Source organism: Roseateles sp. (genome assembly GCF_044373315.1).
In the GTDB taxonomy this organism is placed as follows: Bacteria; Pseudomonadota; Gammaproteobacteria; order Burkholderiales; family Burkholderiaceae_C; genus JACDQM01.
In genome coordinates this window covers 1-15,022 of record NZ_JBILQK010000016.1, presented here as the reverse complement: position 1 = coordinate 15,022, position 15,022 = coordinate 1, and the positions used below count along the sequence as shown (strand labels likewise).

General features: G+C 68.8%; 13 protein-coding genes and 1 pseudogene. 5 read left to right on the top strand and 9 right to left on the bottom strand.

The genetic code is table 11. The features are described from left to right. Window positions 1-128 precede the first annotated feature (128 nt). From ACIQ67_RS06125 to ACIQ67_RS06115, 3 genes are all read right to left on the bottom strand, one after another. A complete protein-coding gene (locus tag ACIQ67_RS06125; protein WP_397533473.1) occupies window positions 129-1,127 on the bottom strand; it encodes an AraC family transcriptional regulator in 999 nt (332 codons plus the stop codon). 538 nt (window positions 1,128-1,665) lie between these two features. Beyond that, complete coding sequence (locus ACIQ67_RS06120) at window positions 1,666-2,769, bottom strand: rhodanese-like domain-containing protein (RefSeq protein WP_397533472.1); 1,104 nt, start codon at window positions 2,767-2,769, stop codon at window positions 1,666-1,668. Window positions 2,770-2,823: 54 nt separating this feature from the next. After that, window positions 2,824-3,768 carry a hypothetical protein gene (locus tag ACIQ67_RS06115; RefSeq protein ID WP_397533471.1) on the bottom strand — a complete coding sequence of 315 codons (945 nt, stop codon included), beginning with the start codon at window positions 3,766-3,768 and terminating at the stop codon, window positions 2,824-2,826. A 174-nt stretch (window positions 3,769-3,942) separates the two neighbouring features. Here ACIQ67_RS06115 and ACIQ67_RS06110 point away from each other — a divergent pair, with 174 nt between their 5' ends. After that, entirely contained in the window at window positions 3,943-5,994 is a 2,052-nt protein-coding gene (locus ACIQ67_RS06110; protein ID WP_397533470.1) for an acetoacetate--CoA ligase, read from the top strand. A 15-nt stretch (window positions 5,995-6,009) separates the two neighbouring features. Here the strand turns inward: ACIQ67_RS06110 and trxC are convergent, their stop codons facing one another. The 3 genes from trxC to ACIQ67_RS06095 all read right to left on the bottom strand — a co-directional run bounded on the left by trxC (window position 6,010) and on the right by ACIQ67_RS06095 (window position 7,561). Further along, the gene (gene trxC, locus ACIQ67_RS06105) at window positions 6,010-6,438 is read right to left on the bottom strand and encodes a thioredoxin TrxC (protein WP_397533469.1); all 429 of its coding nucleotides are present in this window, start codon (window positions 6,436-6,438) and stop codon (window positions 6,010-6,012) included. Between the two features lie 56 nt (window positions 6,439-6,494). Next, window positions 6,495-6,944 (bottom strand): thioredoxin family protein, encoded by a 450-nt coding sequence (locus ACIQ67_RS06100; protein ID WP_397533468.1) that lies wholly within the window; start codon window positions 6,942-6,944, stop codon window positions 6,495-6,497. 104 nt (window positions 6,945-7,048) lie between these two features. Beyond that, window positions 7,049-7,561 carry a flavin reductase family protein gene (locus ACIQ67_RS06095; RefSeq protein ID WP_397533467.1) on the bottom strand — a complete coding sequence of 171 codons (513 nt, stop codon included), beginning with the start codon at window positions 7,559-7,561 and terminating at the stop codon, window positions 7,049-7,051. Between ACIQ67_RS06095 and ACIQ67_RS06090 the strand changes: the two genes are divergently transcribed. Beyond that, on the top strand, window positions 7,560-8,606 hold the full coding sequence (locus ACIQ67_RS06090; RefSeq protein ID WP_397533466.1) for a M48 family metallopeptidase: 1,047 nt from the start codon (window positions 7,560-7,562) through the stop codon (window positions 8,604-8,606). The two genes, ACIQ67_RS06095 and ACIQ67_RS06090, sit on opposite strands and share 2 nt — an antisense overlap. Before the next feature lie 5 nt (window positions 8,607-8,611). Here the strand turns inward: ACIQ67_RS06090 and ACIQ67_RS06085 are convergent, their stop codons facing one another. The 3 genes from ACIQ67_RS06085 to ACIQ67_RS06075 form a co-directional block, all read right to left on the bottom strand. Further along, window positions 8,612-9,247, bottom strand: a complete 636-nt coding sequence (locus ACIQ67_RS06085; RefSeq protein WP_397533465.1) for a Crp/Fnr family transcriptional regulator — start codon at window positions 9,245-9,247, stop codon at window positions 8,612-8,614. 62 nt (window positions 9,248-9,309) lie between these two features. Then, the gene (locus ACIQ67_RS06080; protein WP_397533464.1) at window positions 9,310-9,966 is read right to left on the bottom strand and encodes a helix-turn-helix transcriptional regulator; all 657 of its coding nucleotides are present in this window, start codon (window positions 9,964-9,966) and stop codon (window positions 9,310-9,312) included. Window positions 9,967-10,115: 149 nt separating this feature from the next. After that, window positions 10,116-10,757: an MBL fold metallo-hydrolase gene (locus ACIQ67_RS06075; protein WP_397533463.1), complete on the bottom strand. Its 642-nt coding sequence runs from the start codon at window positions 10,755-10,757 to the stop codon at window positions 10,116-10,118. A 102-nt stretch (window positions 10,758-10,859) separates the two neighbouring features. On the opposite strand from ACIQ67_RS06075, the gene ACIQ67_RS06070 reads away from it, so the two are divergent. The 3 genes and pseudogenes from ACIQ67_RS06070 to ACIQ67_RS06060 all read left to right on the top strand — a co-directional run. Then, window positions 10,860-12,680 (top strand): adenylate/guanylate cyclase domain-containing protein, encoded by a 1,821-nt coding sequence (locus ACIQ67_RS06070; RefSeq protein WP_397533462.1) that lies wholly within the window; start codon window positions 10,860-10,862, stop codon window positions 12,678-12,680. 54 nt (window positions 12,681-12,734) lie between these two features. Next, window positions 12,735-13,913 carry a phosphatase PAP2 family protein gene (locus ACIQ67_RS06065; RefSeq protein WP_397533461.1) on the top strand — a complete coding sequence of 393 codons (1,179 nt, stop codon included), beginning with the start codon at window positions 12,735-12,737 and terminating at the stop codon, window positions 13,911-13,913. Window positions 13,914-13,925: 12 nt separating this feature from the next. Further along, window positions 13,926-15,022 (top strand): annotated as a pseudogene (locus tag ACIQ67_RS06060) (hypothetical protein); the annotation flags it as partial.

Sequence of the window (15,022 nt, the reverse complement as noted above, 5' to 3'; positions counted from 1 at the left end):
CCCGCAAGGGCCACTCGGTACCGCGTGGAGACAGTGTCCGGCCGGTGCGCGCCCGCGCGCCATCGAGAATCGGTACCCTGCAGTCGCAAAACGGAACACGTAGGGAAACCCCCGGCGGCTGCGAGGCTTCAGCCGCGACCCTTGCGTTGGGTCTCCGAAGGCAGCTCGCCAAACCGATTGCGGTAGCGAGCCGCAAATTGCCCTGCGTGGGTGAAGCCCCACCGGTGCGCGACCTCAGTCACATTGCCCTCCCGACCATGGGCCTGCAATTGCTGGCGAACACGGTCGAGGCGCAGGTTGATCATGTACTGCAGCGGCGACGTGTTCAGGTGACGGGCGAACCCCCTGGCCAGCGCACGCACGCTGACGCCGCAATGGCGCGCCAGGTCACCCACCGTTGGCAAGTCTTCGCAATGCTCATGCAGATAGTCCCGCGCCCTGCGCGTCGTCTCGGGCAGGCTGGCCGGCTGCGCGAGGTACCCGCTGACCGCACTGGGCCATGCCAGCAGCAACTCGAACATCACGGCCTCCTGCAGGCTGCGTTCGAAGCAGACTGAGGCCGCATGCGCGTACTGCGGCGTGTTCGCCAGCAGCAACGTGATGCGGTGCAGAGCCTCGGAAGCAGCGCTGCCAGCCGGCAGGTGGTCGTCGAAACCGAGGCTCCCCCCGGGCTCGACACCCGAGAGCGCATGGCACGCCCTGATCATGTCCTCATGCGCGATGCGCAGGTTGATCAACTGCATGTCGGCGGACAGGTGTACTTCGTGGGTTTCGCCAGGCGCCAGCACGCTGGCATCGCCGGCACCAAAGGTGCGCCCATGCCGACCGCGCGTCGCCGTGCCTCGCTGCAGCCGGGAAAACACCCAGTGGGCCTGCTGCGGGGCCAGCTGTGCGATCACGGGGCTGCCGTAGCTGATGGCACCCACATGAATGTGACCGAACTCGAAGCCGCCGAGTTGCATGTCGAATCCATCGACGCGGCCGACACGAAGCGCATGCGGCGAGTACAGCCTGCCCACGAAGTCGGCGGCCCGCTCGGGCACTTGCGTCCGGAAAAGGCTGGCCCACCGAGTGGTTGCCGCACCCAGAAACTCCGATGAACTAACGTACGACAGCGTTTCAACCATGCCGGCATTGTCGTCATCGGGCAGGCTTGACCAAACAATACAAACCCCATCCGCGCCAGCAAGAGTCGCCCAGCACCGCAGCACGCCCTTGACGGACGGCCCCGTCAGGCAGGTCACGCCTGGTCGCCTACGCGCTTGTCGCTGTTGGGTGACGCCTGCCTGAATCGGAGCGGATGGCTTGACACCGGCGCGGGCGAGCGCTTTGCGGCGATCAACCCTGGGGGCTGAGGGTCGCTGAAGGGTCGATCAGAGACAGTCGCGCGTTACATCTGCGGCCGTTCAGGCAGCCGCGGCACCAACGCAAGCGGCGAGAGGCCGGCATGCGAGCCGAAATTGCCGGCCAAGCCGCCTACGCACATCGCCGAAGTGCCCGCTCAAGACCGGCGAAGCTGGCAAGCAACGGATCCGCCCCCACGGAAAATCGATGCGGATCTGCGGGGAAGTCCAGTCGACCTTGTTCGGTCGCAGCAGGCATCAACGCCGCCAGGGCGCCGACACTCCCCACCGCCTGACGCCGATGCTGAGCGTCAAGGCTTGCTCAGGGAGTCGCCATCTCGACAGGCAGCCGCTCGGCATTCCAGCGCAGCATGCCGCCGGCCATATTGGCCACGCGCTTGAAACCGGCGCGCTGCAGCAGCACCGTGGCCTGGGCCGAGCGGGTGCCGGAGCGGCAGACGGTGATGACGGGGCGCGCCGGGTCAAGCTCAGCCAGGCGGGCCTGCAGTTCGGCCAGCGGCAGCAGCCGCGCCTGCGCGATATGGCCCAAGGTGTTGTTGAACTCCTCGGCTTCGCGCACGTCGAGCAGCTGGATGGCGGCGCCGTCGGCGCTGCGCAGCTTTTCCTGCAGCGCCGCGGGCTGGATCTCCCAGATGCCGCCGAAGGTGAAGCTCAGCGGCGCCCAGTCGGGCTCGTCGCCGCTGCCCTGGCCTTCGGACTCGGGCCGGCCGCAGCGCAGATTGGCCGGCACGGCGATGTCGATCAGCTTGGGGTGCGGCAGGCCCAGCGCGTTCATGTAGCCGGCGAAATCGCCCTCGCTGGCGTCGCCGCCCAGGCGCGGGTTGTAGCGCAACTCCTCGGCCACGCTGGTGACCGTGAGACCGCGGTAGTCGTGGCCGGGGTAGAGCAGGCAGGCCGGTGGCAGCGAGAGGATCTGCTCGCGCACCGAGCGGAACAGCCGGCTGGCGCTGCCCTGCTGGAAGTCGGTGCGACCGCAGCCGCGGATCAGCAGGCTGTCGCCGGTGAAGGCCATGCTGTGGTCGTCCAGCACATAGCTCAGGCAGCCGTCGGTATGGCCGGGCGTGGCGCGAACCTCAAGATGGCGCGTCCCGAACGCCACATGCTCGCCATGCTGCAGCAGGCGGTCGGCATTGCCCGCGCCCGAGGCGGCGGACAGCAGGATCTGGCTGGCGCAGCGCTGCTTGAGCAGCCAGGCGCTGGTGACATGGTCGGCATGCACATGCGTGTCCAGCGTGGCCACCAGGCGCAGGCCCAGCTCGCGCAGCAGCGCGCTGTCGCGCCGCACCTGCTCGAACACCGGGTCGATCAGCAGCGCCTCGCCGCTGGCGGGGTCGCCGAGCAGATAGGTGTAGGTGGATGAAGCCGGGTCGAAGAGCTGGCGGAAGATGAGGGGGGCAGCAGACATGGGACGAGCGGGTGTGCAGTGCGTGTCGTCGAATGATCTTAGGGCAACGCCCACCTACAGCCGGGTCCACTCTTTCACCGCCGGGTGGAAGAAGCCCGACTGCGTGTAGGCGCGTTTGAGCTGGCCGCTGCGGCGCAAGGCCTGCAAGCCGGCATCCAAGGCCGGCGCCAGCTGCGCGCTGGCCGGATGCTTGGCCGACAGCACATAGTGGCGGGTGCCGTGCATCGAGATCTTCAACCCTGGCACCGGCACCAGCGTGATGCCCTCCACTTTCAGCACCATGCCCTCACCCGGCTGGAACGGTGCCAGCAGCACATCGGCCCGGCCGCTCTGCAGCATGCGCGGCATCAGCGACCAGTTGCCCACATGCTGCAGGCGATCCTGCAGGCCGAGCTGGATCAGGGTCTGCCAGTCCACGTGCCAATCGCGGTTCGAGAGCAGCCGCAGGCGCCGCAGATCGTCAAGGCTGCGCGCCGCCAGCGCCAGGCGATTTGAAGGCACGGTGTAGAGCCCGGCTTCGAACTCACCGTCTTCGACCAAGGGCAGGCTGAACAGCAGACCGGGCTCCTTGTCGGCAAAGTCACCGCGCCAGTAGGTGGTGGCGGTGCAGGCGGCGAGCCCGGCCCGCAGGTCCAGTTTGAGACGCGCGTCGGTCGGCCGGGCCAGCATGTCCAGCGCGCTGGCGAAGGTCGCCTGGGCCAGGGCCTGATGGATCAACACCACCTCGGCCACATCACGGCGTGCATGCGCGCCGCCAAAGTCGGTGACCTCAGCCGGCGGCCGGCCGCCGAGGAAGCGTTGATAGTCCAGCAGAACGTCATCGGGCACCAACGCTGGCAGCTGTGCCGGCGGGCGCTTCACCGCAGCAGGCGTGGTGAGCAGCTTGTTGCTGGCCAGCACGGCCCCTGATGCAGCCAGCCCCATGGACAGGCCCGCAAGAATGTCCCTGCGCCGCAGTGCATGAAGCTTGGGGCCGGGCTGGACGCTCGGGGAAGTCATGGCTCAGTTTAGCCTCGCGCCCAGGGCTTCGGCAGGGTCGAACCGTCCCTTTCGCAGGGGGATTCATGCAGCGCCACCGACTTCGCTGGCGCCGTCACCTTCAGGACTCGACATGGCCGGCTTCGGGACCAGAATGCCGCTTCACAGAGCCCAAGAAAAACCGGAGACCCACCCATGACGACGCCTGTGGCACAGCAGCCCCACCAGATCGAACGCTACCAGGCCTTCCTGCAGCAGCGCCTGGACCTGCGCTTCGACAGCTACGACGCGCTGTGGCAATGGTCGGTCAGCGAGCTCGGTGCCTTCTGGCTGAGCGTCTGGGACTTCTTCGAACTTCAGTCATCGACCCCATTCAAGCAGGCGCTGTGCGAAGAACGCATGCCCGGCGCGCGCTGGTTCGAGGGCGCCACGATCAACTACGCCGCCCAGGCGCTGCGCCATGCCGCCGCCGCCAGCGCCGCGGGCCGCCCGGCCATCGTCCACGCCAACGAGGCCATGCTGGCGCGCGGCGAGCTGGCCGAGCTGTCCTGGCCCGAGCTGCAGCGCCAGGTCGGCACGCTGGCCGCCGCGCTGCGCGGCATGGGCGTGCGCCGCGGCGACCGCGTCGTCGCCTATATGCCCAACATCCCGCAGACGGCGGTGGCCTTTCTCGCGGTGGCCAGCCTGGGCGCGATCTGGTCGGTGTGCTCGCCCGATATGGGGCCGGTGGCGGTGCTGGACCGCTTCACGCAGATCGAGCCCAAGGCGCTGATCTGCGTCGATGGCTATGTCTACGCCGGCCAGGCCGTGCCGCGCCTGGCCTTGCTGCGCGAGATGCTGGATGCACTGCCCACGGTGGCGCATGTCTTGCTGCTGCCGCAGCTGGACGCCGCCGCCGACGTCCAGGCCCTGGCCCGCCCCGGCCGCCAGGCGCATCACCTCGGCGCACTGCTGGCGCAAGACCTGGCCCCAGCGCAGTGGGTGCAGCCCGAGCCGCTGCCCTTCGACCACCCGCTGTGGATCGTCTACTCCAGCGGCACCACCGGCCTGCCCAAGCCCATCGTGCACGGCCATGGCGGCATCGTGCTGGAGCAGCTCAAAGGCGGGGTGCTGCACAACGATCTGCGGCCCGAAGACCGCTTCCACTGGTACAGCTCCACCGGCTGGATCATGTGGAACTGCCAGATCAGCGCGCTGCTGGCTGGCTGCACGATCTGCCTGTTCGACGGCAGCCCCGGCGGCAGCCGCGAGCAGGCGGACTGGGCCACGCTGTGGCGCTTCGCCGCGCTGAGCAAGGCCAACTTCTTCGGCGCCGGCGCGGCCTTCTACGCCAGCTGCCTGAAGGCCGGCGTCGAGCCCATGGCCGAGGGCGATCTGTCGGCGCTGCGCGCGGTCGGCTCGACCGGCAGCCCGCTGGCCGATGAGTGCTATGACTGGATCTGGGCGCATTGCCCCAAGCCCGGCGGCCGAGACATCTGGATCGCCTGCATCAGCGGCGGCACTGATTTCGCCGGCGCCTTCCTGGGCGGCCATCCACTGCTGCCGGTGCGGCGCGGGCAGATGCAATGCCGCTGCCTGGGCGCCGCGGTCTATGCCTACGGCCCGCCGGACACGCAAGGACAAGGCCAGCCCTTGGTCGACGAGGTGGGAGAGCTGGTCTGCACGCGGCCCATCCCATCAATGCCCCTGCGTTTTTGGAACGACGCAGGCGACCAGCGCTACCTCGACAGCTACTTCGACATGTACCGCGGCCCCAGGGGCGAAGGCATCTGGCGCCACGGCGACTGGCTGCGCATCACGCCCGAGGGCGGCGCCATCATCTACGGCCGCTCGGACGCGACCATCAACCGCCACGGCATCCGCATGGGCACGGCCGAGCTGTACCGCGCGGTGGAGACGCAGCCCGAGCTGCTGGACAGCCTGGTGGTGGACCTGGAATACCTGGGCCGCGAGAGCTATATGCCGCTGTTCGTCGTGCTGCGCGAGGGCCTCGCGCTGGACGAGGCGCTGAAGCGCCGGCTGCGCGATGCGATCAAGGCCGCGCTGTCGCCACGCCATGTGCCCAGCGAGATCCTGCAGGTGCAGGCCGTGCCGCGCACGCTGTCGGGCAAGAAGATGGAACTGCCGGTGAAGAAGCTGCTGCTGGGCGCCGCGCCCGAGACGGTGTTCAAACGCGACGCAATGGCCAATGCCGGCTGCGTGGACTGGTTCGTCGCCTTTGCCGCCAGGCGGCTGGCGCAGGGCTGAGAGCGCCCGGGCCGTTCAGCGCCTCTGCTGCTGCATCAGCCACTGCAGGATCTGCGGTGCCTGCATCGCGCCGGAGATGCGGCCCTGCTCCTGGCCGCCGCGGATCAAGAGCAGCGTGGGCAGGCTGCGGATGCCCCATTGCTGCGACAGGCGCGGGTTGGCATCGCTGTCGACCTTGACGAACAGGGCCTGGCCCTTGAGCTGCTGGGCGGCCTGCGCGAAGTGCGGCGCCATCATGCGGCAGGGACCGCACCAGGCAGCCCAGAAATCCACCACCACCGGCAGCTCGCTGCCGGCGATGACGGCGTCGAAATTGGCCTCGGTCAGCACCACCGGATCACCGGTCAGCAAGCCGGCCTTGCAGTGGCCGCAGACCGGGTCCTGCGCGGCGCGCTCGGCGGGCACGCGGTTCTTGGTGAGGCAGTGGGGACAGGTGATGATCATGATCGGCAAGCACTCCTTGCCGATCAGATGGGGCGCGGCCTGAGGCTTTCAAGCGTTCACAAGTCAGACCAGCCCGAGGCGTGGCACTCAGCCGCGGCCCATTCGGCAATCTGGTGGGCGGCCATCGCGCCGCCATGGCGCTGCAACTCCTGCCCGCGCAGGAACAGCAGCATGGTGGGCTGAGTGCGCACCGCAAAGCGAGTGACCAGACGCGGGCTCTTGTCCACATCGACGCGGAACACCGCCACCCGCCCCTTCATCGAGCGCGCCGCCAGCGCCAGCTGCGGCCCCATCATGCGGCAGGGCCCGGCCCAGCTGGCCCAGAACTCCACCAGCACCGGCAGGCCATGCGGCAGGACTGCGGCATCGAAGTTGGCTTCGCCCAGCTCGCCGACTTCGCCGCTGAGCAGCGCATGGCCACATTGCGGGCAGGTCGGGCCCGACAAGGCGCGAGCCTCGGAGACCTGGCTCTGGCCCAGGCAGGCGGGGCAGGGAATCAACAGCATGGCGGACCTTTCCAGGCCCGCATCAACAACTCGGGCCTTTGTGGCGCGATTCTGCGCAGCCGGGCCACGCCCAGGCGTTTCAAAGCCTGCCAGGGCGTAACAAGCTATAGCGGCAGCTCGGTGTAATAGCGCCCACCGTGAAAAATCAACGGTTGCGCCGCCGGATTGAAGGCGCAGCGCTCGACCTCGCCGACAAAGATGACGTGATCGCCTTCCTCATACTGGCTGCGGTTGGCGCATTCGAACACCGCGGCCACACCGTCCAGAACCGGCGCACCGCCGGCGCCCTCGCGCCAGGCCACGCCGGCAAAGCGGTCGATATCGCGGGTGGCGAAACGTTCAGCCAGGGCTTTCTGATCGGCCGCCAGGATGTTGATCGCATAGTGCGACCCGCGGCTGAAGACCGGCATAGAACCGGCCCGCATGCCCAGGCTCCACAGCACCAGCGGCGGCGCCAGCGAGACCGAATTGAAGGAGTTGGCGGTCAGCCCGACCAGCACACCATCAGCCCCGCGGGCGGTGACGATGGTGACGCCGGTGGCGAACATGCCCAGGGCCGAGCGAAACTCGCGGCTGTCGGGGCCGGGCAGGGCGGAGGGGTCGGAGGCGCTGGACATGGCCCGTATTGTCGACCACCCACCGGCTGCGCTGTGGCACAAGGAATGGCGCGCTTGCCGCAAAATGCAGGCCATGGTCGATACAGCTCACTTCGAAGTCCACGCCGATCCCCACCTGCCCAGCGCGCCGAGCTATGGCTTCGGCCGCTGCGACTGCGCACGCTGCGGCCCGCCCTCCCAGCCGCAGCGGCGCCTGTTCACGGGCTTGCTGGCCGGCGGCGCGGCACTGTCCAGCCTGCCCGCCTGGGCGCAGCAGCAGCGTGAGGGGGTGGATGTCGGCGAGCGCAGCAAGCTGGCCGGCCTGGTGCCCGCCGAGCAGATTGAGTCCGCCGGCGCGCAGCAATACCAGCAGATGATGCGCGAGGCGCAGGATCAGCGCGCGCTGGCGCCGGCCGATCATCCGCAGGTCAAGCGCCTGCGCGCCATCGCCAACCGCATCATTCCGCAGTCCTACGGCTGGAACCCGCGGGCGCGCCAGTGGAAGTGGGAGGTCAACCTGATCGGCAGCAGCCAGCTCAATGCCTTCTGCATGCCGGGCGGCAAGATCGCCTTCTATTACGGCATCCTCGAAAAGCTCAAGCTCGACGACGAGGAAGTCGCCTTCATCATGGGCCACGAGGTGGCCCACGCGCTACGCGAGCATGCGCGCGAGCGCATGGCCAAGACCACGGCGACGCGCATCGGCGCCAACCTGCTGTCCAGCGTACTGGGTCTGGGCAGCCTGGGCGATGCGGCACTCGGCATGGGCGCGCAGCTGCTGACGCTGAGGTTCAGCCGCGAGGACGAGACCGAAGCCGATCTGGTGGGGCTGGAGCTGTCAGCCCGCTCGGGCTACCGGCCCGAAGCCGGTGTCAGCCTGTGGCAGAAGATGGCCGAAGCCTCCAAGGGCGCGCCGCCGCAATGGGCTTCCACCCACCCGACCGGCCCGACCCGCATTCGCGACATCGAGACCAACATCCCCAAGGTCGAGGCCCTCTACGCGCGCGCCGAGAAGCCGCAACAGCGCTTCGAGGTGGCGCAGCCGCTGCGCCGCCGCGACAGCTGAGATGCCTACCAACGCGCCGGCAGCGCCTTGAGAAGGACAAAGCGCCCGCCGGCCTCGCGCTGGACATAGCCGCCCAGCTCCAGGTCCTTCATCAGCTTTGAGACCATTTCGCGCGAGCAACCCAACTGGCTGGCCATCGATTGGTGCGTCAGCCGGCCGTCGGGCGGGTTTTCCAGCAGGGCCTTGAGGCGGCCGTAGACATCGTTGAGCGCCAGCTGCTTGGTCGACAGCGTGGCAGCGCGCGCCCGGCGTATCACCTTGGTCAGCAGCTCCAGCGCAAACTCGGGATGCGCGGCGATATGCGCCAGCAGGCTCTGGCGGGTCAACAGCACGCAGCGGCTGCTTTCCTCGGTGATCACGCTGGCCGCACGCGGGCCGCCGTCCAGGCTCATCTCGCCGACGTAGTCCCCGGCGCCATAGCTGCCGTAGGTGACTTCGCGGCCCCGGCTGTCGCAACCGAACACGCGCAAGCGCCCGGAGACCACCAGATACAGGCTGTCGCCTTGCGAACCTTCCTCGATCAGCAGCGTGCCCTTGCGATAGCTGCGCAGCACGCCGCGCTCGGCCAGCAAGGCGAGTTGCGGCGGCAAGGCACTGAGTGCAGGATCGGTGGCGAGGGCGGCAGGCGAAGGCTTGGGCATCGGGCGCGATGGCGCGGCCCCGATGGCCGCGACAAGCGCCGGATGTTAAGGGCTCGCTGGCCTCAGTTGCGCAGCGCCGACACCAAGGGCGGCAGCACCGCCAGCTGACGCAGCAGTTCGCGGATGCTGCGCGCGCCGGACTTGGCGCGGATGCTCTGGATCTGGGTGCGCACGGTGGAGATGGCCACGCCTTGGCTCTCGGCAATGCTGGTGGGCCGGGCACCGCTGCTCAGGCCCTTGAGCACCTCGGTCTCGGCCGGCGTGAGGCCATAGCGCAGCGCAAACCACTGCGCGGCCAGCGCGCCGCACAGCTCCTGGCGCTCCAGCACCAGCAGCACCGCCGCTTGCTCGACATCGCGGTTCAGCGGCACCACCACCACGTTGGCGCGGTCCTGCTCCTCGCCCAGACGCAGCAGGCAGCGGCGATCATCGCGCTCGGCCTGCAGCAAGGCGTCGAACAGCGGCTTGATGTCCTGGCTGAAGCGGGCGCGCAACTGGCCGCCCAGCAGCTGCAGCGGGTGGTGTTCGTTGAGCACCTGCCGGGCCGCGCGATTGCTGTGCAGCAGCCCGCCGCTGGCATCCACCAGCAAGAGCCCGTAGTCGAGCTCGTCCAGCACCAAGGCCAGCCAGTGGCTGCTCAGGGACGCCGCACGCCGGCGTTCAGCCAGCGGCGGCGCAGAACTGAACCGGCGCCCTGCAGTGGTTTCGTTGACCAGCATTTTTATACTCCCTCATCACGCTCGGATCGAGCAACAACAACGCGGATGACAGCGTGTTGCTCTGAAGCTTAGAGGGATCAACCCCGGGTGCTGGGTAAATCCTGGGGTCTGTCTTTGTGAACTATTCACCCTCGGCGGGCGGCCGGCGCTCAGGTGCCCAGCACGTGGGGGTTGCTGCGGCGCTCGCGGCCGAAACTGCTTTCCGGGCCGTGGCCGGGGATGAACACCGTTTCGTCGCCCATCGGCCACAGGCGCTGCGTGATGGAGGCAATCAGCGTGGCGTGATCGCCACCCGGGAAATCGGTGCGGCCGATGCTGCCGGCAAACAGCACATCGCCGACGAAGCAGCGCTCGATCTGCGGCGCATGGAACACCACATGGCCGGGCGTGTGGCCCGGGCAATGGCGCACCTGCAAGGTCTCGCGGCCCAGCGTCACCGTGTCGCCATCGGCCAGCCAGCGCGTCGGCTTGAAGCCCTCGGCGGCTGGGAAGCCGAACATCGCGCTCTGCTGCGGCAGGCCGTCGATCCAGAACTGGTCGCCCGGATGCGGCCCGACGATGGGCAGGCTGTGCTCGCGCGCCAGCTGGCCGGCAGCACCGGCGTGGTCGATATGGGCATGGGTCAGCCAGATCGCCTTCAGCGTCAGGCCCCGCTCGGCCACCGCCGCCAGCAGCCGCGGCAGCTCGCCGCCCGGGTCGATCAAGGCGGCTTCGTTCGTCTCGTCGCACCACAGCAGCGAGCAGTTCTGCTGAAAAGGTGTCACGGGCAGGGTCTGGTAGCGCAAAGTCATCTGCGGATTATCCCGGGCCCGCTGGCACGGCATCGCTGGTGAACGGATGAGCCACCGCACAAACCCGCTGCAGTGCAGCAAGTTGCTTCCGCAACAATGACGATGTCTACCACCAAGAACACAACGAGCATGCGCGGGCAAGACACGCCGGGGGAGGCCTGGCCGGAGTTGACGAGGAGCACCAAGACCATCGTCGTGGTCGACCTGGTCGAGTCCGTGCGCCTGATGCAGCTCGACGAGGCCGGCGTGATCGATCGCTGGCGGCGCTTCGTCCACGAAGTGCGCAGCCAGGTGCTGCCCTCCCTCGAGGGGCGCATGGTGAAAAGCTTGGGGGATGGGATGTTGCTGGAATTCGAGACGGTGCCGAGCGGCGCGGCGGCAGCACTGGAGATCCAGCGCCGGCTGTCGGCCAGGCAGCCGCGGGCGGCGCACGAGGTGCCGCTGCAATTGCGCATCGGCATGCACCACTGCGTGGTCGTGCATGACGAACTCGACATCTACGGCAGCGGCGTCAACCTGGCCGCACGGCTGACGACGCTGGCGCAACCCGGCGATATCGTGGTGTCGCCCGAGGTGCGCGAACAGCTGCTCGACGGCATCGATGCCGGTATCGAAGACATGGGTGAGTGCTGGCTCAAGAGCCTGAGTGAGCCGATCCGCGCCTGGCGGCTGCGGCCGGCGGCCCAGCCGGCTGGATCTGGCGGCAGCCTGTCGCTGGACCGCACCGAACTGCGTGCCAGCGTGGCGGTGCTGCCGCTGCGCACCCTCGCCGGCGAGCAGCCGCAGCTGATGCTGGGCGAATTCGTCGCCGAGGAACTGACCGCCGGCCTGAGCCGCGTGCCCTATCTGGCGGTGATCTCCAGCCTGTCGACCGCCACGCTGCGCCAGCGCGTGCTGCCGGTGGCCGACATCGCCCGCAGCCTGGGCACGCGCTATCTGGTGCAGGGCAGCTGCGCGTTGCTGGACGCGCAGCTGCGCATCCATGTGCAGCTGGTCGACAGCCACAGCCAGGCCGTCGTCTGGGCCGGCAGTGCCACCGGCGGCATGGCCGAGCTGCTGCAAGGCCAGAGCACCGCCATCGCCGAGCTGTCCAGCCAGCTGGCGCAGGCCCTGGTCGGCGCCGAAGCATTGCTGGCCGACACCCGCCCGCTGCCAGCGCTGGAGAGCTACACGCTGCTGTTCGGCGCGATTGCCAAGCTGCACCGGCTCTCGCCCGACGCCTTTGCCGACGCGCGCCGCATGCTGGAGCACCTGGCCGAACGGCATCCACGCTCGCCCATTCCCAAGGCCTGGCTGGGCAAGTGGCATGTGATGCGCATCGGCCAGGGTTGGTCGCCTGATCCGGCCGACGACGGACGCCAAGCCGCCTGGCAGACCGGCAATGCGCTGGACCTGCATCCCGAACATCCGCTGAGCTTGACGCTGGACGGCTTCGTGGCCGGCTATGTGCGCAAGGATTTCGCCACCGCCGAACAGCGCTACGACATGGCGCTGCAGGCCAACCCCAACGAGAGCCTGGCCTGGCTCTTCAAGTCGGCGATGCTGGGCTATCGCGAAAGCACGGCCGAGGCCATCAGCTGCGCCGACCGGGCGATGAGTCTGTCGCCGCTGGACCCGATGCGCTACTACTACGAGCATTTCTCGGCCCTGGCGCGGCTGCTGGCGGGCGAGTATGGCGAGGCCATCCGCCTGGGTCAGAAATCCTTGCAGGGCAACCGCACGCATGCCTCGACGCTGCGCGTACTGGTGATGGCGCAGGCGCTGGACGGGCAGATCGACGCCGCGCGCGCCTGCGCAGCGCAGTTGCGCAGCATCGAGCCGCAGCTCACCGTCAGCAGCTTCCAGGCGCGCTACCCCGGCCAGCGGCAAGGCCAGGTCGATCGACTGAGCTACGCGCTGGCGCTGGCTGGCATCCCGCCCTAACCGCTGCCTTGGCACCGGTTCGACAACAGCAGACGCAAAACGGAGGACAAGCCCATGAGCGGAAAGACTGGAACCACAGGCACCACCGGGACCACAGGAACGACCGGTACTACGGGTACTACTGGCACGACGGGGACGACCGGAACAACAGGCACCACCGGCACGACAGGGACGACGGGCACCGTCGCCGGGCCGGGGCATTTCAACGGCTATTCGGGCTATGCGGGCACCGTGATGAATCCGACGCTGGCACTGGCCGTGGAGGCCATGCGCAAGGAGCTGATTCACGCCATCAAGCCGCAGCAGAACGGGCCCTACAGCCCCGGCCGACGCCGCCTGTCCGAGCTCGATGACCCAGCCAATCTGGCGCGCTGGCAGCCGGCGGTGCGCCTTTCGACACTGGGCTGGGAGCTGGGCTCGGGCCTGAGCGTCCACACCACGCCGGCCAGCTCGGTGGAGCTGCATGCCAACGGCCAGTTGATGGTCAGCCTCGTGCGTCCCACGTTGGACGAGCTGCGCAAGCAGGCGCTGCGCACGTTGGACTTCCGCGAGAAAGCGGTCGGCTCCGAAGTGCTGACGTCTGGCCTCAACGAAGGTCTGACCCAGCTCACGCCGGCCATCGCCTTCTGGAGCGCGCTGCTGCCGCTGCACCCCGACCGCACCGGCCGCACGCTGGAGCTGATCGAGCTGACGCTGCAGCTGGCCTCGGCCGCCGTGCTGCGCATCAAGCATGCACTGGCGGTGCCGCGCCCTTATGAGGTGAACATGGCGATCCAGCCGCTGATCCTGACACCTGCCCATGGCGCCTTCCCCAGCGGCCATGCGACCGAGTCCTCGGCGGTGTCGACCCTGCTGGCCTATCTGGTCTCGGACAGCGGCCACGCGACCTCGCCCGACTATGCCGACGCGCTGCGCGTGCTGGCCCAGCGCATTGCCCGCAACCGCGTCGTGCTGGGCGTGCACTACGAGATCGACAGCATCGTTGGCCAGTTGCTGGGCGAGACCCTGGGCTCCTATGTGGCTGGCGTCTGCACCGGCGCGGTCGAGACGCCGGCCGGCGCCTTCAACGGCCAGGGCGAGATCGACGATCTGTGGATGGTGCGCACGGGCGTCCCCGCCTTGCAGCAGATGGGTTGCCGCGCACTGGACGGGCAGATCCGGCCGGCGCTGAATCGCCAGCTGGCCTGGCTGTGGCAACGCGCCCGGGCCGAATGGGGCTACACCGGCGCCTGAGCGGGGGCAGGCATGACAACAACACACCAAAGACCGAATTGGCGGGACGTTCCCAGAGCTGAGCTCGACGCCACACCCGACCCCTGGCTGCAATGGGCCAGCCGCCGCCGTGGCGACGAGCTATTGCAGCACCGTCTGTGCGAAGGCGAGCGCCCCGCTGCGGCAGGCACGCAGGCGGGCTGGCAGATCCCCGCCGTCTACCCGGCCGGCTGCGCCTTCTTCACCGCCCACTGCGCCAACCGCCAGACCCTGCCTCCGTCCGTGCCGGGCGCGCGCCGCAGCGTGCTGAGCTCCGGCACGCTGGCGCTGGCCAGCGCTGCGCAGCCGCCCTGCCAGACGCATCAGGCCGACAGCCCGCCAGCCAGCCGTGCAGCGCTGGCCTCTGGCACCCCGGTGCTGGGCATCATCGACGCTGATATCGCCCTGCTGCACCCGATGTTCCGCGCCGTGAACGGCCGCGCGCGCATCCGGCATTTCTGGGACCAGGGCCAAGGCCCCTTGCGGGCGCCCTGGCGCACCCCGCCCGAGCTGGGCTATGGCCGCGAACTCGACGGCGCTGCGATCGAGTCATTCGGTCCGCTGCCCGACACGAGGGCGCAGGCGCGCGCCTACCGCGGACTGGGCCTGCCGATCCCGCGCTGGGGCCATGGCACCCAGGTGCTGGCCCTGGCTGGCGCTAGCGCTGATCCGCTGACGGGCAAGGCCGACGCCGCCGGTGCGCTGGAGATCGTGGCGGTGCAGGTGCCTGGCCCGGTCTTTGCGCAGACGCATGGCAACTGGCTCAACAGCTGCGTGCTGGACGGGCTGCGCTACCTGCTGGCGCGCACCGCGCCTGAATCCCCGCTGGTCGTCACCCTGAGCCTGGGCGCCCACAGCGGCTCGCACGACGGGCAGGGGCTGCTGGAACGCGCCATCGATGCGCTGATCGACGAGCAACAGGGGCGGCTGACCGTGGTGATCGCCGCCGGCAACAGCCAGCTGGCGCGCGCCCATGCCAAGTTCATGCTGCCGCCGGCCCAAGACGGTGCGGCGAGCGAGCAATCACTGTGGATCAGCATGCCCTACGACGATCCGAGCCCGAACTTTGCCGAGTTCTGGATCGATGGCCT